15 protein-coding genes are annotated in these 20,437 nt (G+C 72.2%); 9 read left to right on the top strand and 6 right to left on the bottom strand.

Annotation, left to right across the window (positions count from 1 at the left end):
- Window positions 1–48 precede the first annotated feature (48 nt).
- Entirely contained in the window at window positions 49–2,076 is a 2,028-nt protein-coding gene (locus IPQ09_04115; protein ID MBL0193406.1) for a hypothetical protein, read from the bottom strand.
- Window positions 2,077–2,593: 517 nt separating this feature from the next.
- Window positions 2,594–4,801, bottom strand: coding sequence for a polysaccharide biosynthesis tyrosine autokinase (locus IPQ09_04110; GenBank protein ID MBL0193405.1), 2,208 nt, complete (start codon window positions 4,799–4,801; stop codon window positions 2,594–2,596).
- A gap of 175 nt (window positions 4,802–4,976) precedes the next feature.
- Between IPQ09_04110 and IPQ09_04105 the strand changes: the two genes are divergently transcribed.
- Complete coding sequence (locus tag IPQ09_04105) at window positions 4,977–7,541, top strand: O-antigen ligase family protein (GenBank protein MBL0193404.1); 2,565 nt, start codon at window positions 4,977–4,979, stop codon at window positions 7,539–7,541.
- 22 nt (window positions 7,542–7,563) lie between these two features.
- Here the strand turns inward: IPQ09_04105 and IPQ09_04100 are convergent, their stop codons facing one another.
- Entirely contained in the window at window positions 7,564–7,812 is a 249-nt protein-coding gene (locus tag IPQ09_04100) for a peptidoglycan-binding protein (protein ID MBL0193403.1), read from the bottom strand.
- 165 nt (window positions 7,813–7,977) lie between these two features.
- On the opposite strand from IPQ09_04100, the gene IPQ09_04095 reads away from it, so the two are divergent.
- The gene (locus IPQ09_04095) at window positions 7,978–9,006 is read left to right on the top strand and encodes a serine/threonine protein kinase (protein MBL0193402.1); all 1,029 of its coding nucleotides are present in this window, start codon (window positions 7,978–7,980) and stop codon (window positions 9,004–9,006) included.
- A gap of 25 nt (window positions 9,007–9,031) precedes the next feature.
- Here IPQ09_04095 and IPQ09_04090 read toward each other — a convergent pair whose 3' ends face one another.
- Window positions 9,032–11,800, bottom strand: coding sequence for a protein kinase (locus tag IPQ09_04090; GenBank protein MBL0193401.1), 2,769 nt, complete (start codon window positions 11,798–11,800; stop codon window positions 9,032–9,034).
- On the opposite strand from IPQ09_04090, the gene IPQ09_04085 reads away from it, so the two are divergent.
- From IPQ09_04085 to IPQ09_04070, 4 genes are all read left to right on the top strand, one after another.
- Entirely contained in the window at window positions 11,799–12,158 is a 360-nt protein-coding gene (locus IPQ09_04085; GenBank protein ID MBL0193400.1) for a hypothetical protein, read from the top strand. The genes IPQ09_04090 and IPQ09_04085 overlap by 2 nt on opposite strands.
- 150 nt (window positions 12,159–12,308) lie before the next feature.
- Window positions 12,309–12,695: a hypothetical protein gene (locus IPQ09_04080; protein MBL0193399.1), complete on the top strand. Its 387-nt coding sequence runs from the start codon at window positions 12,309–12,311 to the stop codon at window positions 12,693–12,695.
- 53 nt (window positions 12,696–12,748) lie between these two features.
- Window positions 12,749–12,991, top strand: coding sequence for a hypothetical protein (locus IPQ09_04075; protein MBL0193398.1), 243 nt, complete (start codon window positions 12,749–12,751; stop codon window positions 12,989–12,991).
- Window positions 12,988–13,983 carry a hypothetical protein gene (locus IPQ09_04070; GenBank protein ID MBL0193397.1) on the top strand — a complete coding sequence of 332 codons (996 nt, stop codon included), beginning with the start codon at window positions 12,988–12,990 and terminating at the stop codon, window positions 13,981–13,983. The genes IPQ09_04075 and IPQ09_04070 overlap by 4 nt, the downstream gene beginning before the upstream one ends.
- Before the next feature lie 49 nt (window positions 13,984–14,032).
- On the opposite strand, the gene IPQ09_04065 is transcribed toward IPQ09_04070, so the two are convergent.
- Window positions 14,033–14,533 (bottom strand): DUF2505 domain-containing protein, encoded by a 501-nt coding sequence (locus IPQ09_04065; protein ID MBL0193396.1) that lies wholly within the window; start codon window positions 14,531–14,533, stop codon window positions 14,033–14,035.
- 198 nt (window positions 14,534–14,731) lie between these two features.
- A complete protein-coding gene (locus tag IPQ09_04060; protein ID MBL0193395.1) occupies window positions 14,732–15,460 on the bottom strand; it encodes a CPBP family intramembrane metalloprotease in 729 nt (242 codons plus the stop codon).
- A 186-nt stretch (window positions 15,461–15,646) separates the two neighbouring features.
- Between IPQ09_04060 and IPQ09_04055 the strand changes: the two genes are divergently transcribed.
- From IPQ09_04055 to IPQ09_04045, 3 genes are all read left to right on the top strand, one after another.
- Window positions 15,647–16,774, top strand: coding sequence for a prohibitin family protein (locus IPQ09_04055; GenBank protein MBL0193394.1), 1,128 nt, complete (start codon window positions 15,647–15,649; stop codon window positions 16,772–16,774).
- 244 nt (window positions 16,775–17,018) lie between these two features.
- Window positions 17,019–18,575 (top strand): restriction endonuclease, encoded by a 1,557-nt coding sequence (locus IPQ09_04050; GenBank protein ID MBL0193393.1) that lies wholly within the window; start codon window positions 17,019–17,021, stop codon window positions 18,573–18,575.
- A gap of 173 nt (window positions 18,576–18,748) precedes the next feature.
- A partial coding sequence (locus IPQ09_04045; GenBank protein MBL0193392.1) for a hypothetical protein occupies window positions 18,749–20,437 on the top strand: 1,689 nt, incomplete at its 3' end.

Genomic DNA, 20,437 nt, shown 5'->3' with positions numbered 1-20,437 from the left:
GTCGCGTCGGTGTCGCGTCGTGTCGCGTAAACGTTGGACGGCGGCGGCCTACTCCTGGCCTTCGCGTGGGCGAATGAGCTGAAAATACCGCCGAACGTAGAACCGGTAGCCTCCGGGGATCTCGTCCTTGTCGAGGGCCTCCTCCGCCACGGTGTTGTATTCGCGGTACACCTTCTTGTACCCGCGCGACGCGAACCCGCGCTCCGCGGCGCCCAAGATCACCTCGCTGCGACTGCCGCCCTGGCCCGTGTCCTGACCGGCGACCTGAGTGTCTTGCGTGCCCATCTTCGGGTTCGTGGCGCCGCCCTGGACCTTATCGTTGTGGCCCGTGCCCGCGCCCGGGCCTTGGCCCTGGCCGCCCTGACCGCCCTGGCCCTGCCCCTGACCGCCTTGGCCGCTGCCCTGGCCGCGGGTGATGAGCATGAGCTTCTCGCCGTTGGGACCGAGGATCCAGGTCTCGCCGCCCTGGCCGCCCTGACCCCCCTGGCCTTGGCCGCCTTGGCCGCCTTGGCCGCCTTGGCCACCGGCCTGCTGACCTTGCCCCTGCTGGCCGCCCTGCTGGCCTTGCCCTTGCTGCCCGCCCGGCTGGCCTTGCTGGCCGCCCTGCTGGCCTTGCCCTTGCTGACCGCCCTGCTGGCCTTGCCCTTGCTGGCCGCCTTGCTGGCCACCCTGGCCCTGAGCGCGACGCTGAAACACGCGCAGCCGCTGCATCTGCCCTTGCCCCCCCTGCCCCTGCTGCCGGAGCATTTGGCGCAGCTCTTCGAGCTTCTGCTTGAGCTCGGCCTTCTCCTGCTGGCTCATCTGTTGGCGGGCCATGCGGTTGATGTCCTCGGCCGCCTGGTCGAGGTCGTTCGCGGACAGGTTCAGGTCCTTCATGAGGTCGTCGGCGGCCTGCTGGAGCTCTCGGTCGAGGCGATCGAGCTGCCGCTGCTGCTCGGTCTGCTGCTCGCGCTCGCGGTCGAGCCGCTGGAGCTCGCGCTCCTTCTTCTGGAGCAGGCTGCGCTCCTGCTCGTTCGCGCCGCCGTCGCCCATCTTCTGCTTCTGCTGGAGCAGAGACTTTTCGGCCTCCTCCCTGCGCTGCTGGAGGGCCTCGGCGCGCTTCTTCTGGTCGCCGGCCGCGGCCTTGAGCGCCTCGCGCATCTTCTCGAGCTGGGCCTTGTCGATCTTCCCGCCCTGCTCGCGGAGCTTCTTGGCGAGGTCCTTCAGCGCCTTTTCGGCGTCGACCATGTTCTTCTGGTCGAGCGCCTCGCCCGCAGGCTTGGTGAGCTCGGCCTTCTTCATTTCCTCGCCGATCTTCTGGAGCGCTGCCTCCAGGGCCTTCTTGTCGGCCTCGCTTCCCTCGAGCAGCTTGTTCTCGAGGGCTTCCATGCGACGGAACGCCTCCGTGCGATCGAGCCGCTTGGCCGCGAGGTCCTCGATGAGCTGGTTGAACTCCTGCGTCGCCGCCTTCGCCTCCTCGGTCTGCTGCTTCTGCTCGAGCTCCTTCAAGAACTCCTTCATCGCGTCGATGTCGTCCGCGGTGACGTCGACCGCGTCGATCATCTGGGCCTTCTTCACGGCCTGGTGCACGCGCACCTCGAAGAGCGCGACGAGCACGACCAGCGCGGCGAGGCCGAGCGCCACGAACGCGTCGGGCGGAACGGGGACGGGCACCGCGCGCTTCGGCTCGACCCGCCCAGCGTGCTCGAGCGCGTCGTCGATCGCCGCGTCCATGAACGGGGTGCGCTCCGCGGCCGGCAGCTCCGAGAACGAGAGCGCGCTGGCGATGCGGTCGGAGAGCGCGTGGTGGCGGTCTAGCGCCACCGCGCCCGCCTGCGGAGGGAGGCGGCGGAGGCCGAACGCGGCTCCGGCGAGGAGGGGGGCGGCGGCGAGGACGCCGAGCGCGATGCGGGTCGCGCGCTCGGGGAGCACGCCGAGCTTCCGGAGGGCCAGTGCGATCGCGGCGACCGCGAACGCGAAACAGAGCGCGGTGGAGGCCCCTCGCAGCGCGCGCGAGAGCCGCATGCGGAGCTCGGCGCGCCGAACCGGGGCCCGGAGCGCGTCGAGGCGCCCCTGGGGAGTGTCGTGAGTGGTCATGGGGAAGGCTCCGTTCCGGCGTGCCCCGCGGCTCGAGCGCCGACGCGACACCTTCGGCCCGCTCGCTGGAGCGCCGAGGCCGAACCGCTGTGACGTTGAAGTCGCAAGAAAGTTCCCCCTTGGATGACACTTCTGGGGCGGCCCCCGGAGACCTTCGCGCCGCCCCTCTGGACGATCATACGCGATCCGCCTCGTGAAGGAGTGTCGGCCCTTCGCCGTCGCCTACGCTATCAAAAGCTTTGGCCGGCGCCGGGGAACTGTCGACCCCGACACGACCCTGCCGCGACTCCCCGCGTGCCCGCGCGGACCGGCGCCTCGGCGCTTCGGGGCGTGGACCCCAGCGCCCCGGCGGCGCGGAGCATCGGGAGTGGAGCGGCGGGCGCGGCGACGCCGAGCGCGCCGGGAGGGCGCGGGTGCGTTCGGGACGTCGAGCGGTCACGCGCGGTGAACGTTGGGGCGCGCGGCATTGTTCCCATCGCAACGCAGGCCGGGCGAGGCATGGCGCGTCGACAGAGGGTCAGTTGGGGGAGGGAGCGACCGACTCGCCGCCCTTCAGCGGCTCGTCCGCGCGATAGCCTTCGTTTCGGTAGGCGTAGTACTGGTAGTAGTGGCTCGACGCCTTTCGGTAGTCGACCGCGTTCAGCACACACCCGATCACGTTGGCGTCGACGTCGGTGAGGGCGCGCAGTCCGAGCTGGCTCATGGAGACCGAGGTGCGGAACGCGCGCACCACGAACACAGTGCCGTCGACGAGCTTCGCGATGATCGCAGAGTCGGTGACCGCGGCGAGCGGCGGGCTGTCGATCACGATGCGGTCGAAGCGACCCGCGAGCTCCGCGAGCAGGTTCTTGAAGCGCTCGGAGTGGAGCATGTCGGCCGGGTTCGGGGGAATGGGCCCCGCCGGAATGGAAGAGAGGTTGGGCACGAGGGTCGGCAACGCGATCTCGTCGAGGGTGGCATCGCCCACGAGAGCGTTCGTGAGGCCGGCGTCGCCCGCGCGGTCGAAGATGCGGTGCAGGCGGGGGCGTCGGAGGTCACAGTCGATGATGCAGACTCGCTGGCCGCCCTGGGCGAGCGCGATCGCGATGCTGCACGCGACGGTGGTCTTGCCCTCGGCCGGGACGGCGCTCGTGACGAGCATCACCCGATAGGGGTGATCGGGGTTCATGAAGAGCAGGTTCGTGCGCAGGGCGCGCGCGGCCTCGGCCACGCCCGAGAGCGGCTCGTAGTGGACCGTCAGCTCGGGCGGCTGCTCGTCGGCGCCGCGACGGGGGCGGCGTCCTTCCTTGGCCGCGGCGCTCCCGGTGGGGAGCAGACCGAGGAAGGTCGCGTGCAGCTCGTTTTCGACGTCGTCGGCGCCCTTCACCGAGTTGTCGAGGCGCTCTCGCACGAGGGCGAAGACGACCGCGAGCATGAGCGCCGCGACGGCTCCGACGCCGACGTTGACCGGCACGTTCGGCCGCAGGGGCAGCATCGGCTCCTGCGCGGGGTCGACCATGCGCACGTTGTTCACGTTCATCATCCGAACGAGGTCGGCCCGCTTCATTTGCTCGAGGAGCAGCGTGTAGACCTTCTCGTTCTCCGACCGCGTGCGGTCGAGGCGCCGGTATTCGAGCTCCTTCAGGTTGAGCTCGACGGCCTTCTTGCGGCTGCCCTCGTACAGTGTGGCTTCGCCGCCCTCTTGGCGCTGGACCACCGCGAGATCGCGCTCGATCGCGCCCTGGATGTTGCGAACTTCCTCGTGCAGGTCCTTGCGCGCCGCGGAGATCTTCTCGTCGGCCTTCTTCACCGAGGGGTGGTTCTCGCCCCTCCCCTCGGCGACGAGCTCGCGGCGCTCGCGCGACGCTGTCTGGAAGGCGTTTCGCAGCTGGGTGAGGTAGGAGTTCGTCAGGAACTCAGAGGCCGGCACGCGATCGGGGTTGTCGGAGTCGACCTTGCGGAGCTCGGCGACGCGGGCCGCGAGCTCCTGGCGACGCGTACGCGTGCGCGTGAGCGCCTGCTGATAGTCCGCCATTTCTATGCGGATCATCTTGCTCACCTCGTCGAGGGTCGAGCTGGGCAGCTGGTTGCGGCTCTTGAAGTCGTGGAGCTGGTTCTCGTTGGCCTCGAGCTCGATTTTGTAGTGGTCTAGCTGCCCGCCAAGCCACACGACGGCCTCGGCCGTCGCGACCGACGACTTCTCCAGGTTCTGACGGATGTAGGCGCGCGCGACGGCCTCCGAGAGCTTCCGCGCCATACGCGGGCTCGAGTCCTGCACGCGGAGCGCCACCATGTGGCTGCCGAGGAGCGGGTCCACCTTGACCCGAGGCCGCAGCATCAGGACGGCGTCCTCCGTGGTGACCGGCTTGCTCGCCGGCCCTTTGAGGAACTCCGGATCGGTCGTGAGATTGAGGTCGCGGACCACCATGGCGAGGACCTTGTCGCTCGACATGATGAGGTTCTGAGTGTTGTAGTACTCCGCGGTGTCCACGAGCATGTTGCTCTGGAGGCCGGTCGACTTGTCCGCCGTCAGCGGCCGAACGGCTTGCGGGTCGAACTCGATGGTCGTAACCGCCTCGTAGACTGGCGAAATCGCCTTCGACACCGCCATCGCGACGCCGGCCCCCAAGAGCGCCGCGGCGACGAGGAAGGGCCACGCCTTCAGCACGGCGCGAAGCATGCGCGCCGCGGCCTGGCCTTCGGCCCTGCGCTCGCGTCCCGGAGTCTCCTGCTCGTCCTGTTCCATCTGGAATCGCCGTCATAGGCCGTTCCCGGCCCAAGCGCCAGGTGTGATGCGGCGAGGCGCCGCGACATTCGCGCAACCTTCCCACAAAAGCATACATGCCCGGGAAGGGGCACCCGGACTGGGAATCGATGGGACCCGGCCCCGCTCGGTCGTGAGATGCGCTACGAGAGGATGGGTGGACGGGACAACCGACGGGCACGGGCGGACCACGCGCGCGGCGAAGGTAGCGTTCGTCCTGGGCATCGCGAGCTGCGGGCTCGCCTTGGGTTCGATCCACACGTACGCCTTGGCGGTCTCCGCCGCGCTGATCGCCCTCGCGTTCGGTCTCTGCTACCTCCCTGACGCGGCGCCCCTGCGGCCCCGGGTGAGCGCGTCCATGCTCGTGCTCTTGGCGGTCGGCCTCGTCGTGTACACGGCCGTCACGGCGCTACCGCTGCCCGCGTCGCTCGTCAGGCTCATCGCGCCCGCGAACGCGGACATTTGGGAGCGATGTCTGCGCGGCTTCGGGTCCCCGGGCCCGGGGACCGTGTCGATGAGCCTCGACCCGCAAGCCACCCGCGTGGAGGTGCTCCGAGGCCTGACCTACCTGCTCGCGTTCGCCACGGCCCTCCGATTCACCACCCGCCGGGGCGGCGTCGCGTTCCTGGAGCGTGTGGTCATCGGGTGCGCGCTCTTCATGGCGGCCGCGTCGATCCTCCACCCGGTCCTCGGCGCGGAGCGGGTGCTCGGGGTGTACCGACCGGAGTACGACTACGGCAAGCACCTGGCCCCGATCCTCAACGGCAACCACCTCGCGGGGTACCTCAACCTGGGCCTCGCGACGGGCCTCGGGGTCATGGCGATGACCCGCTCCGCGCGGGAGCGCGTGCTCCTCGCCGGGTGCTGCCTATTCCTGCTGGGGATGGAGTTCTACATCGCGTCCCGCGGCGGCATTGCGACCAGCGCGCTGTCCGCCGTCATCGTCGGGCTCGTCGCCTACCGTGCCCGCCGCGGCGGGCGCACCGCGGCGGCGGCAGGTGGCCCGATGTTGCTCGTGCTGGCGGCGGGAGTCGGCGTCGGCCTCCTCATCCTCGCGGGGAGCGAAGAGGCGCGCGGCGAGCTATCCAGTAAGGACACCACCAAGCTCGATCCGATCCTCCAGTCACTCGCGATGATCCGACCGCACGGCGTGTTCGGCGTCGGGCGCGGAGCGTTCGAGTCGACCTTCCCCGCCTACCGAACGAGCGGTGGGTTCATCACGATGACGCACCCGGAGAACGTCGTCGCGCAGGTGGTCGTCGAGTGGGGGCTCCCGTGCGCCGCGATCTTCTTCGGCGTCTTGCTCCTGGCGCTTCGGCCGCGGTGGGTGCTCGCCCACCCGACGAAGGCCCCCGTAGGCGCCTACGCCGCGCTCATCGGCCTCTGCGTCCACAACCTCGTCGACTTCTCGAGCGAGCTGCCCGGCGTGATGGTCCTCGCCGCGACGTGCGCGGCGATCGCGACGGGCCGCGAGGCCGAGGGTGGAGCGATCCCGAAGTGGGCCCGGCACCCGCGCGTCGCGGCGGGCGCCGCGCTGCTCGCGACCGGGCTCGCCGCCTTCGCGGCGGTGCGCGGCGCTCCGGGCGGGCTCTACCCGGACCGCGAGACGGTCGGGAAGCTCGCGACCGACCGGACCGCGTCGCGGGCGCAGTTCGACGCGGCGCTCCGCGGTGCGATCCTGCGCCACCCGGGCGAGCCGTACTTCTTCTACGCGGCGGCGGTGCGAGGGCAGGCTTTGCGCGATGGCCCCGTGCTCGCGTGGGCAGGGCACGCCCTCGAGCGAAGCCCCATCTACGGGCCCGTGCACCTCATTCTGGCGCGGCTCTTCGCCCGCACGGTGCCGTCCCAGGCCCGCGTCGAGTACCGCTTGGCGTTGGAGCAGGACGGCGGAGGCGACTCGTGGGGCCAAGAGGTCTCGCGCCTGGTCCGCGACTACGACGACGCGGTCGAGCTGCTGCCGATCGGCCCCTACCGACGTGACGCCATCGAGTGGATCGCGACCGAGGTCGAGCTGCGCCTGCCCGCGACCCGCGCGGGGCTCGACGAAGACGCGCTCGCCCTCGATCCTGCCGCCACGGGACCGCTTCGGCGTCACGCCCGGGACGCGCTGAGCGACGTCCGCGACGCCGCGATCTGGTGCAAGGGCCGCGAGTGCATCGATCGGGGGGCCGCCTTCGCGGGGCGCCTCCGCGAGGCGGCACCGACCGAATGCGACGGATATGCGCTCGGCGCCGAGCTCCGCGCGGCGGGCGGTGATCCCCAGGGCGCCGTGCGCGATCTCGAGGCGGCCACCGACCGCGTCTCCGACCGGAGCTTGTGCCTCGTGCGCCTCGTCGAGCTGATGGAGTCGACGGGGCTCACGGAGCAGGTCGACTCGGCCATCACCCGCGTGGCGAACGCGGGCTGCTCGTCGCCGAAGGACTGCGCCGAGAACTTCGCGTTCGCCGGCGCCTTCTACCTCGGTCGAGGCAGCCCGCGGCGTGCGGTCGCGTTTTACCGCAAGGCCATCGACTCCGCGCCCGAGCGCGACGAGTACCTGCTCGAGTACGCGCGGCTCACCGCGAGCCTCGAGCTCCACGCCGAGACCCTGCACGCGTTCACCCTCCTGCGAGAGCGGCACCCCGAGGTGCCGGAGTACGCCGAGCGCGCCGAGGCTGCGCGCGCGGAGGTCTCGAAGAGCCGCTTCACGCCGCCACCCGAGCCCCCCGCGCCGGCGCCGTAGCTCTGGCCGAGGTGGGCGAGGGTCAGAGCCCGGTTTCGGCGAGCTGCGTGAGCGCCGCGTCCAAGGCGGCGCGGGTCTGCGGACCCGAGACGCCGTCTGCGGTCAGGCCGGCCATCGCCTGGAACGCCTTGATCGCCTCCCGCGTCTTCGGCCCAAGGATGCCATCGACCTCGCCCGAGTCGACGTCGAGCAGGACGAGCGCGGTCTGGAGTCCCGCGACCGACTCGAGATCGATGGTGCCGTATTTCTCCGACTGATGAATGCTGGACATGGTCGCTCCTCGGCGGCACGGTGTGGCCGTCGCGCCACTATAGACCAGCTGGACGACGCGGGAGCCCGCCGCGGGATCGACTCGGCGGTGCCATCGGAGCCATCGGGGAGGCGGGCGCTTCCCGGCCCGGATCCGCGGGATCCGCTGTAGCCTCAGCGCGTGACCGTGAGCCCTTCGCCATCCGAGTCCCGGCCAGGAGGTCGGCTGTTCGGGTCCAAGTACAAGCTCGTCCGGAAGCTGGGCGAGGGCGGCATGGGCGTCGTGTACCAGGTGGTGAAGCCGCCACACATCCAGGGCGTGCTCAAGCGCATGAACCCCGACCTCGCGCGGCACGAGGCGTTCGTGAAGATGTTCCTCGACGAGGTGAGCATCCTCGCGCAGCTCGAGCACCCGAACATCGTGCGCGTCTACGACTTCGACCGCGGCGACGACGGCGTCCCCTTCTACGTCATGGAGCTGCTCGTCGGACAGAACCTCCGCGACGTGCTCGACGCCAAAGGGGTGCTCCCCCCGCACGTCGCCTTCGAGATCGCGCGCCAGCTGCTCTCGGCGCTCCACTGCGCGCACACGCACGACACCCCGGTCGTCCACCGGGACGTGAAGCCCGAGAACATCTTCCTCCACACGCCGCGACACGGCCCGCCAGTGGTCAAGCTCATTGACTTTGGCGTCATAGCCTTCGCCGACGGCCGCTCGGAGGGCACGTTCTCGGGCACGGTGCGCTACGCCGCGCCCGAACAGCTCCGCGCCCAGGCAGCCGCGCCGAAGAGCGATCTCTACGCCGCAGGCCTCGTGCTCTACGAGATGCTCGCCGGGGCCTCGCCCTTCGAGCACCACGCGCACGACGACCAGCGCCTAGCGGACGCGCAGCTGTCCGAAGAGCCCGCGCCGCTCGGGGAGGTCGCGCCGTGGATCCCGGCGCCCGTCGCGGCCCTCGTGATGCGCGCCATCCACAAGGACCCCGCCGCCCGCCCGCCGGACGCCAAGGCCTTCTGCGACGAGCTCGTCGCGCTCGGCGCCGTCCGCCGCGTCGCCGAGGGGCATTCGCCGTGGGAGGATCGGCAAGCGGCGCTGCTCCGGGCGCGTTCAGGGCGCGTGCGGCCCCGCCTCGTGACTCTGTGGCCCGAGATCGTCGCCGGCCTCGCGGCGGGCGGGGCGACCCTCCTGGCGCTCCACGCCCTCGCGAGGCGATGAGGGGCGGACGCGCAACCGACGCGAGTCAGCGGCGCAGCGCCCAGGCCGCGAAGACCGCGGCGACCACCAAGAGCGCGACGACGATCCAAACACGGCCGCCGGCCTCGCGGCGCGAGACGAGAGCGCCCGCCTCGGCCGCCGCGGGCTGCTCGGTCGGGGCGGGGGTCTCCGCGTCCACGGTCGCTGGAGCCGCCTCGGCCTCGCCCGTCATGACGTTCGCGACCGGGTCGGCGGAGACCGCGGGCTCCGCCTCGACCACCGCGTCCGGCGACCCGCCAACTGCGCCCGCCGGTTCGGGCGCGCGGGCCTCGGAGAGGGCCTCGAGGGGCGCCGCGGGAGCGGACTCTTCCCGCGCCTCCGCGCCGAGGTCGGGCGCGTGGTCAGGTCCGGCGTTCGCTGGCCCTGCGAGGTCGGAGGACGCGCCCGGAGGCGGACGCGCTGGCGCGGGGGCCTCCGGCGACGCGGCCGGTGGTCCGGACCAAGCGCTCGGATCACGAAGATACTCGGCCATTTGCGCCGCCGTGGCGGGCGTGATGGCGGCCTCAATCGCGGCCGCCATCTCCTCGGCCGTGTGGTAGCGCTGCTCGAGATCGCGGGCGAGGGCCCGCTCCAGGACGGCGTCGAGCGCGTCGTGTCCGGTCTGGGCGAGGGTCGCCGTGCACACGCGGACGGCGACCTCGATGGGATCGTCGGCCTCGAAGAGCCGCGCCCCCACCAGCAGCTCCCACAGCACGACGCCGGCCGACCAAAGGTCCACGCGGAGATCGGTCTTGTGACCGCGGAGCCGCTCGGGGGCCATGTAGCCCACCTTGCCGCGGAGCTCGGTGCCGGTCGTCATCTCGACGCGGCCGAGAGCGCGCGCGATGCCGAAGTCGATCACGCGGACGGCCCCGTCCCGCGCGACCATGATGTTCTGCGGCGAGACGTCTCGATGAACGAGCCCGAGGGGATGCCCGTCCTCGGCGAGCGCGTCGTGAGCGGCCCCGAGCCCGCGGAGAGCGCCGACCACGATCGCGGCGGCCACCTCGGCGGGCACCGCGAGGCGACCGTCGCGCTGCCGTGTGAGCTGAGAGACCGTGAGCCCGTCGACGTACTCGAGGACGAGCATCACCTCGCCTGCGTCGCGCAGCACCTCGAGGATCGGGACGACGTTGGGGTGGGAAATGCGCGAGGCGAGCCGCGCCTCTTCGAGCAGCATGTTGGCGCAACGCTCGTCGGCCGTGAGGCTCGGGTGCAGGCGCTTGATCGCGACGAGCGAGCCGCCCGCGAGGGGACGACCGAGGTGCACTGTCGCCGTGCCGCCCGTGGCCAACGCGCGGACGATCTCGAAGCGACCCGCGAGGACGGCGGCGGGTGGGGCCCCTGCGGGAGGCGGGGTCGCCGGTCGCGCAGGAGGCGGCGTCACGGACTCCGCGATGGCGGGCTCGTCGAGATCCTCGGGCCAGCCCGAGTCGAGGTCGTCGCTGGCGCTGGCCGCGGCCGGGGGCACGGTGGCCGCGGCCGGTGCGGACGCGGCTGCGGCTACGGCGGAGGGCACGGACACCGGCGGCTCAGGCGTGGGCGTGGGTTCGGACGCCCGCGCGGGTTCGGACGCCCGCGCGGGCGCGGGCGCGGAGGGCGCGACGCCGCGAGGCCGCGACGGGACCGGCGCCGGCGGCACCAAGCCGCTCGGGGGCGCGGCGCTCGGCGGGCGAAACTCCCGCGAGAAGTCCTCGACCCGCGGGACGGCCATCGGGTCCACGCCCGTGTGCGACACGCCCATGCTGAGGCGCGCCTCTTCAAGCAGCACGAACTGCAGCTCGGCGAGCGTCGCGATGGTGAGCACCTCCTCGCTGTCGTTCCACTTCTCGGCGACCACGAGCCGCTCGCCGACGGCGTCGCGCAACGCCGCGCCGAGCACGCGGGCGGCCGCCGGACGCTCGGCGCGCGACGGCTGCAGGCCCGTGAGGAGCGCGTCCGCGACGGGCTCGGGGAGGCCGCGCGCACGGACGAGTGAACGGACGAGGTCGCGGCGCGCGTGGCCGGCCACCTCGGTGCGCGCGAGCCCGAGAGGATCGCCGCCCAGCAGACGAACCGCGATCGCCGCGGCCGAGAACACGTCGGTCTTCGCGTCCGCGAGGTAGGTGCCGGTGCGCTGCTCGGGGGCGAGGTACGCGGTGAACCCGGCGAACGCGGCGGTCTCTTCGCCGCCGCGCCGACGCCGGCTCTCCTCGAGCAGACGCGCGTAGGCGAAATCGATCAGGCAGAGCCGCGAGCCTGGCCGCGCCTCGTCCACGAAGACGCTCTCGGGGCGCAGCGCTCCGTGGACCGCGCCGCGCGCGTGCGCAGCGTCGAGCGCCTCGAGCAGCTCCACCACGAGCGCTACCGCGACCTCGCCGGGCACCTCGCCATCCCATGCGCGGCGGAGCTCTTCCAGTGACTCGCCCGCGATCATCTCGGTCACGACGACCGCACGCCCCGCCTCCGTCGCCCCGCCGTCCAACGTCTTCGGGATCGCGGGGTGCCCGATGCGGTTGACCCGCACGATCTCGGTCTTCCAGCGGGCCAGCGCGCGATCGCGGACGCGGAGCCACAAAACGTGGAGCAGCCCGTCGCGGCGCTCGCCGGTGTCCCGACGGGCGACGTACGACTCACAGAGGGGCTCGGCCCGGGTGGCCCGCTCGACGCGCCACCCGTCGAACACCGTCGCACCGGGCTCGAACGCGCTCACCGAGTCGCGCTTACCACGGAAGCCACGGCAGGCGCGGGAGATCGACCGCGCCGGCGCTCGGTGGAACGTGCTACCCGACCTCATGCGCTGGGCCCTGGCCGCCACGCTCTTCGTGGTCTCCGCTTGCGGGAGCCTCTGGCTCGCTCGCGCGGTGCTCCTGCGCCTTCCCACGACGTACTTCACCGAGCCGGGTCCCTCCGAGACGCTCACGCGCCGGATCGCGCGCAACGTGCTCGCCGGCGCGCTCGTCGTGATCGGCCTCGTGCTCGCGCTGCCGGGCGTCCCCGGCCAGGGCCTCCTCACCGTGGTCGCAGGCCTGTTGCTGGCGGATCTCCCTGGGAAGCGCCGCCTCCTCGGGCAGCCCCGCGTGCTCGGTGCCGTCAACGGAGCCCGGGAGCGGGCGGGCGTCCCGCCCATCCTTCCCCCGAATCCGCCCCCCTGAAGGTGCCCCCGAAGGAGCGCCTGCGCGACCTCTCCCTGGCGCGCGTCACGCGCACGGATTGCGGTCCGCGCAAGCGCTGCGGGTCTGCCGGCGGCGCGCCGACGGGACGGGTCGAGTGCTCATTGGCATGGCGCGTGCTACTGCTCTGGCATGGCCACGATCCAACCCCCCTCGAAGACGCCGCCCACGCCGCCCGCCGCTCCGGAGAGCCAGCAGGACGTCATCCCCGGCGTGCCCGCGCATCCCCACGCGATCTCGGAGGCTGCCGTGCTGTCGGGCGCGGTGGCCGGAGCGATCGTAGGCGCCGTCGCTGGGCCCGTGGGAGCCATCGCGGGAGGTGCGATCGGCTCCGCGATTGGCGCCATCGCGGGCGTCGCGATGGAGCGCGAGGAGCACCTGCGCGAGGAACACGATCGCGAGCTCGACGACGAGATAGGCGTGACGAGCGGCTCGCTCGGCACGAACCCGGAGGACCGGAAGGCCAGCCCCGAGGTGCTTCGCGAGGCGCGCGAGTCGGACCGACCCGACGGTGACTAGCGCCTACGGCGATGTCACTTCAAGTGGCTTTGAACTTGCTTCGGCGGACAACCATGTGCACGGAAGCGCCGATCAGCTGTCGAGATCCTGCCATCGTCCTGCGGGTGCGCGCCCGGCTCGCGCTCATCCGCTCCCTCCTCGACGAGCTCGAGCGGCACGTCGCGCGCGACGCGCGCGGGGGGATTGAGCTCGAGTGGGCTTGCCCGGTCGCCAACCAACTCGCCGACGAGGCCGCGGGGCTCTCGAAGCTCGTGATGGGGCTCCCCGAGAGCGAATCTCCCCCTTCGCTGCGGTGAGCCCGTCGCCGCTGCACGGCCCCCACTCGGTTCGCATCGTGTGCCTGCTCGGCCTCACGTTCGGCTTGGCGCTGCTCGCTGGCTTCCCTGGATGCGCGCTGCCACCGCCGACCGGCGGCAGCCACGCGCCTCCCAGCCCCGCCGCGCGACCAGCAACGACACCTACGGGCGGCAGTCTCCTCCCCGGCTGGCCCGGCGTATGGGTACGCGTGGTCTCCCCACCTACGATTCCCTACCGCGCGAGCGCTCTCGGGGTGGCCGGCCATCACGTGGGCATCGCGTTCGAGAACACCACACGCGGGCACCTGGAGCTGGGAGAGCTGCGCGTCACCTTCTCGGCCCGACGCGAGGGCGTCGAGTTCCCGTGCCGGCCGCTCGTGGGGGCGGCGGGAGGCGAGCGCGAGCCGACTCGCCTCCGTCCCTTCGAGGGGCACGTGTTCGAGCGCGACCTCGACTGCCAGCTCACCCTGCCGGGCCGCTACGTCCTCGGGGTGAAGCTCTCGCTCGGCGGCGCGACGCCCATCGCGCTCCCGGCCCTGCCGATCGACGTCGAGGCGCGCGGCGAGCGCGCGCCGCAGCCGCACCCTGGCGTGCCTGGGTTGTGGGCCATGACGGCCGGAGACAAGAACGCGCGAGCCCTCTCCGCGGAAGGGTTCGCGCGCGGGGGCTACGCCGTGGTCGTCGCGCTCGTGAACGGCGGACCGCGTGCGCTCGAGCTGCGGACCGCGAGGGTGCTGTTCCGGGTGACCCGCGTAGGCACGCCCCTCCCCTGCATGGACGAGCCCGTGGCCCTCCACCCGCCGCCCACTCTCGGCCCCGGGCAGGCGCACTTCGAGCGCGTCCCGGTGACATGCGTGATGAACAAACCCGGCACGTACGACATCGACAGCGCGCTCGTCGTGGACCAAGACCCGCGCGAGCTCGCGATGGGTCGCACTCGCGTCACGGTAGGCGCCGATCCGACCGTCGTGTTTCCACCACGAGCCTACTGACGCGCGTGACCCGACGCTGCCGGCGTGGCCGGCGCGCGACCGCCGGCGCTCAAGCCGGCGGGTGCTTCGAGAGCCAGTCTCGCGTGAACTCGGCGGCCTTCTCGTAGCTCCGCTCGACGTCCGACACGATGAACTTCTCGACCGTCCCGCCGAGCAGGGTGATCTTGACGGTGACGTCGCCGTCCACCGAGCGCACGACCGCCCCGTCGCGCTCGGCGAAGCGCACGGTGCCGCGCGAGTCGACCTTGTCGGTCATGACGCTCGAGACCGTCGACCAGTCGGCCTTGCCGGAGCCAAAGACGTACTCGATGGTCTCGGTGTACTCGATCTTCGCGGCCCCTAGGATCTTCGCGGCCGGCGCGGGGATCTCGCGGTTCGGCGCGACCCGCACGACGCGCTTCACCTTCGTGTCGGTCACGTCGTACGAAACGACCGAGCGCGTGAGGCCGAGCACCTTGCAGAGCTCGGTGTTGAAGGCCTCGTCGAAGTACATCTTCTCGTACTGCGCGAGGGTGATGCCGGTGAAGCGGTGTTCGCAGCGAAACTTCATACCGCCTTTCTAATACCGCGCGTGGGCAGAAGGAAACACCGAACGCCCCCCCGCTCGGGCGGCGGCGCTGGGGCCGACGGGGAGAGCGCGGTCGGGTTGAACCGGCACGTGAGGCCCGAACGGCGCACGAAGGTCGAGGGGAGCCCTCTCGGGAAGAGGATCGGATGGCTCGCGCGGACGCGTCATGCATCATGCGCTCTAGCCCGGAGAGAGCCGCGGATTCAGCCTCGCCGACGCGCTCAGATCGAGGGCCCCCAGAGGCGAAACATGACCACGAGCGCCCAGAGGAAGAGGCCGTGCGCGAAGATGCCCGGCGTGAGGCGCCCGAGGCCGACGACCGAGGAAGCTCCACACGAGCCCACACCCGAGCGCCGCGATGGGGAGGAGCGGGTTCGGTCCGGCCGCGGGGTCGCGCAGCGCGAAGGCCGCAGGTACATGCGCCACCGCGTAAAGCACGGCCGAGTAGAGCCAGGCGCGACGCGACCCTACGCGCTCCTCGAGCAGCGCGACGACGAGGCCGCGCCAGACGATCTCCTCGCACGCCGCGATCGCGACCAGGCCCAGCACCGAGACCGCCACGTGCGCGCGAATGACCGCGGGATCGCCGAGCTGCAGGTAGATCCTCGCGAGCCACGCCTCGCGCGGCGACCCTGGCGGGATGAAGGCCTTCGTGAACGCCCACGCGGCGCCGAACGTGGCGCCGGCCGTGACGAACCCGATCGAGAAGTCGCCGCCGCGCACCGAGAACCACGAGCCGAGCACCCCGTCGCGCCGAGCGCGCCAGAGCCCGAAGAGGGCGAGCGCCAGGTTCGGCGCTCCGAGCAGCAAGAAGAAGCTCGGCTGGCCCGCGCGCGCGGGCTGGAGACCAAAGAAGCTGGCGAGCCCGATGACGAGCGCGACGAGAGCCAGGAGCGCGGGCTGGACCATGCGGGCACGCTCTTATGACACACCGTCGCGCACTGCAACGGCGGCGGCGCGGCGGCGCCCGGCAGACGTCGACGCGCGCGCGCCGGGGGGCTAGCGTAGGTCGCGCTCGTCGTGCGCGGTCGCGGCGCGACGGGAGGCGGCGAACACATCGCCGAGCGAGGGGCGCGACCTGCAAGGAGCTCGAGCGTGGCGAAAGTACAGTTTGGCGAGTCCGGCAGCGCGTTGAGACGCGTCGCGATGTTCGTGGGCCTCCTCATCGTCGTGAGCTTCTTTGGCTGCTCGATGACCAAGCGCATCGACGCGGGGCACGTCGGGATCCGGGTGAAGCTCGCCGGCAACGCGCGCGGCGTTCAAGACATGGAGCTCCGTACCGGCTGGGTGTTCTTCAACCCCATGTTCGAGCAGATCGTGATCTTCCCCACGAGCGTGCAGAACGTCATCTGGACGGGCAGCAAGAACGAGGGCGCCCCCCACGACGAGAGCATCACGTTCTCTTCCGCGGAGGGCGTCAACGTGAACGCCGACATCGGCCTGTCGTTCCACATCGACCCCACCCTCGCGCCGAAGCTGTACGCACGGTTCCGCCAGAACGACATGGTGGCGCTGGCGAACGGCTACATGCGCAACGTGGTCCGCGAGGCCTTCAACGAGGTCGGGTCCACCATGCCGGTGCAGTCGATCTACGGGCCCGGAAAGTCGAAGATGCTCGCCGACGTGCAGAAGCACGTCCACGACGCGCTGGGCAAGGACGGCGTCGTCATCGATCAGCTCACCATCAACGGCGCGCTCCGCCTGCCCGAGAACGTGGCGCAAGCCATCAACCGCGCGATGGAGGCCACTCAGAACGCGATCCAGAGCGAGAACCGCGTGCGTCAGGTGCGGGCGGAGGCGGACCAAGCGGTCACCCAGGCCACCGGCGGCGCCGAGGCCATGCGGCAGAAGGCCCAGGGCGAGGCGGACGCGCTCCTCATTCGCGCCCGAGCCGAGGCAAAAGCCAATGAAATCATAAGGTTGAGCGTTTCACCTACGGTCCTCCAGTACCGCGGGCTCGAGCGCTGGAACGGACAGCTTCCCGTGTACAACTCGGGCAACGGGCAGCTCCCGCTGCTCACGGTGGACGCCACCAAGCTAGGCGCGGGGCTAGACGAGGCGGCCCGGCAGAGGCGCCTGAAGGAGCTCCTCGACGAGCCGAGCCCCCACGGCGCCGCGCCCCAAGGCAGCCCGGCTGCCCCCACCGCCCCCACCGCCGCCGCGCCGCTCGCGCCCGCCCCTCCGGTCGTCCCCGCCGCCCCCGCAGCCCCGCAGAAGCCCTGAGGCCGCGCGAGCGCGTCGCGAAGCCGTTTGACGCCGGCAATCCCCCGGGCTATGTGGTGACGTGTCGGGGAAGGGTTGCAGGCGCTGGGCCTCACCGCTTTCGCGAGGCCCGCGACGCCGCTCGGTGGCGATACGGGCCGCTCCGTCGCCACCCGTGCCTGTCCGGCCGGAGCGCGACGCGACCGACACAACGAGCCGCCCGCGGCGAGGCCGACGGCGTGGCTTCCGAGGAGACCTGAATTTCATGACGTTCACTGAAGCCGCCGCGGAGGTCTTGCGCCTCGCGGGCAAGCCCCTCCACTACAAAGAAATCACCGAGCTCGCCGTCGAGAAGAACCTGCTCTCGCACGTGGGGAAGAGCCCCGAGGTGACCATGGGCGCCCGGCTCGCGGCCCTCCTGAAGAAGGAAGACAAGACCAACCCGATCATTCGCGTGAAGCCCGGCGTGTTCGCCCTCCGCGACTGGAACGAGAAGAAGAAGAAGAACGCCCCCGAGCCCGACGTCGCCGACGACGAGGGCGTGGAGGGCTCCGAGGTGAACGCCCTCGAGGTCGAGGCCGCGACCCGCGTCCAGCAGGCGCAGCTCCCCTTCGACGACGACGACGCGCCGGCGATGAAGGTCTCCGGGGAGGACGCCCTCCGCGCCGACCTCGCGGCCAGCGGGGCCGACGTGTTCGACGACGAGGAGGACGACGACCAGCCGATCCTCGCGCCGCCGCCCAGCAGCAGCGACGGGGTCGCGGCCGCCGAAGGGGGCCCGGATGGAGGTCGCCGCCGCCGCCGCCGTCGCCGCCGTGGGCGGGGAGCCCGCGACGAAGGGGGCGTCGAGGCGACCGGCACGGAGCGGACCGAGCCCGGCTTCTCCGTGGAAGGCGAAGACGCGGCGCCCGCGCGCGACCCGCTCGCGCCCGCACCGCGCCCCCAGATCCGCGAGCGCCACCAGATCATGGCCGGTGGGGCCCCGACGGGCATCGACGCCCCCGCCGCCGCCGAGCCCCGCGAGAGCGAGGACCTCTCCGGTCGCGAGCTCGCCGACGCCGCCGTCATGGTGTTGGGTGGTTTCGACCGCAACCAGGGCGCGATCGCGCAGCGCACCGTGGCGGAGGCGCTCGCGCGCCGCGGGCGGCTCGCGGGCGATCCGCAGCTGGCGCAGTCGCAGCTCATGGCGTCGCTCCGCGCCGACAACCTCCGGCGGCAGGACCAGGGTCAGCGACCGCGGTTCCGTTTCGCGCAGGGCTTCCGCGTCGCGCTCACCGACTGGGCCCTCAGCCCCGAGCTCGTTCGCCTCGAGCAAGAGGCCCTCGCCGCCGTGGAGCGCTACCGAGAGGCCGCGCGGCGCGCCATGCTCCGCAAGCTCCAGGAGCTGCCCGGGCACGCGTTCGTCGAGCTCGCGCTCCTCGCGCTCGAGCGCAGCGGCATGACGAACCTCCGCACGATCCGGCGCGCCGGCGCGCCGGGCGGCGAGTCGCATTTCGCCGCGACTCACAAGAACGGTGCCGACGAGATCCGCACCGCGATCGTGGTGCGGCGCGACGGGCGCGAGATTGGCCGCGAGCGGGTGACCGATCTCCGCGGGGCGCTCCACCACTACGGGCCTGCGCAAGCGGGCTGGCTCGTCACGACGGGCCAGGTCCTCTCGGGCGCCCGCGACGAGGCTGCGGCCCCGAACGCTGCGCCGGTGGCGCTGTTCGACGGCGTCGCGCTCGTCCGCCTGCTCGAGGAGTCCGACGTCGCCGTCATCCGCACGAAGCACGTGACCGCGATCCCCGATCTGGAGCTGCTCGAGATGCTCCGCGGCTGAGCGCTCGCGGGAGGGGGTGTGACGCGGCGTGAGCGCGCGCTGAGCCGTGAAGCGCGCTCGATCGCCCCGTTGAGCGAACGATGACCTCTTGTCGTGCGCGTGGGCCGAGGCCCGAGCGCACGTCCTGCCCCGCTCTCGACCCGGACAATCGACGACGCGCTATCCTCGCGGGGATGGCGCCGTCACGTCCACCCTCGCCCCACCCGCGTCAGCGCTGGCTCGGGCTCACGCTCACGCTCACGCTGACGCTCCCGGCGCTCGGCGGCTCGTGCCACGCGCAGCGCGGCGCGGACCCGGTCGCGGCGCGATCCGGGCCGGCCGACGGCGGCCTCGTCGCACCGACCGCGAGCCCCGCGCCGCGCGCGATCGTGCTCTCGTCCGAGGAGTACCTCGACCTGGTAGCCAGCACGCGCGCGGTGTTCTCGGCGCTCGCCGTCGATGCCGACGCGACCCACGCGTTCCTGGGTGTCCAGGTCCAGGGTGTCCCCCGCGCGAGCGCGCTCGCCGTGCTCACGCGCGCGACCGGTGACGCCCGGTTCTCCGGCGCCGCCCGCTATGTCCCCCTGGCAGTAGACGACCCCGGGGCCGCCGCCCCCACGACGGTGAGCGACATCATCGTTCGCGACCGACGCCTCTACGCGCTCTGGCACGACAACGCCGCCGCGTGGCTCTCCACCTACGAGCTCTCGCCAGAGGGGGCTCCGGACGAGGCGTCGCTCCGGGTGCTCCCCCTCGGCACGCTGGGCGGAGGGTCCACGGGGCGCCTTCTGCTCCCGCCCGCCGCGGGCGGGATCGCCTACGTCACGACCGCCTACACGGACGAGCTCGGGGTCGTCGAGCTCGATGATCGCGGCGTCCCGGTGCCCACGCGCCCCGACGCGCCCAACCCGCGCCGCGCGCGGCTCCCGCGGCCCGCGCTCGGATCGATCGCCCGCAGCGCCGACGGCCAGCGCCTCTTCATCGGGGCCGCGCAGGACACGCTGCTCGAGGTGCCGCTCCGCGCTCCCACGCCGACCGAGCCGGGGCTTCGCGGCATGCCGGGCTCCGCGACGAGCCACCTCGCCCACCGAGGCGCGGCCCCCTGCGTCGAGAATCGGACCGAAGGGGCGAACGCTCCGTGTACGGACGACCCCTACACGTTCGTCGCGACGGACGACGCCCTGTTCAGGACGGTTGGCCTGGGCCCCGCCCTGCGCGGCCGGGCGGCGCTCGAGCGTCTGGCACTGCCCACCGCTGGGCGGGCTCCGACCCCCGCTTCGCTCAACACGTCCACCTACGCGCTCGCGTTCGACCGCGCCGCGCGACCGGGCACGCCGCGGGGTGTGCTCTGGGCCGCCGAGGCGACCCGCGTCCGGGCAGTCGATGGGCGCGCGCTGGTGCGCGGGACCACCCTCGTCCCGCGCGCGCCAGACACGGGCCTCCCTCTTGGGATTCCAGTCGTCGACAGTGGGACAGGTCGCATCGTCTCGCACCTCGCGGTGGCCGCCGGCACCGGCACGGTGGTCGCGATGACGGAAGCGCTCGACGAGGAGCCCCAGCACGGCGACGTCGCGGCCGGCTACGCGCTTCGCGTCACCGCGCTCGCACACACGAACCCGGCGCGGCTGCGCTTCCCTTCCCTTCCAACCGTCGCCCAGGTGCTCACGACGGCGGACGGCGCCGACCAGCCGCTCGGCAGCGTGAAGCTCACGGGGCTCGGGCAGCCGTCCGAGTGGCTGCCGCTCGATCGCGCCCTCGGCGGCAACGGCGCGCGCAAGATGAATCGGCTCACGATTTCGCTCGGGGAGGACGCTCCCGCGCTCGTCGCCGACAACGAGGAGCTCGCGAGCGAGCTCGCAACCGCTCCTTCGTGGTCGGTGCGG

It is taken from the genome of Myxococcales bacterium (assembly GCA_016720545.1).
In the GTDB taxonomy this organism is placed as follows: Bacteria; Myxococcota_A; Polyangia; order Polyangiales; family Polyangiaceae; genus JAAFHV01.
Note: the sequence above shows the minus strand (reverse complement) of the source record. Positions and strands in the feature narration are given on the sequence as shown.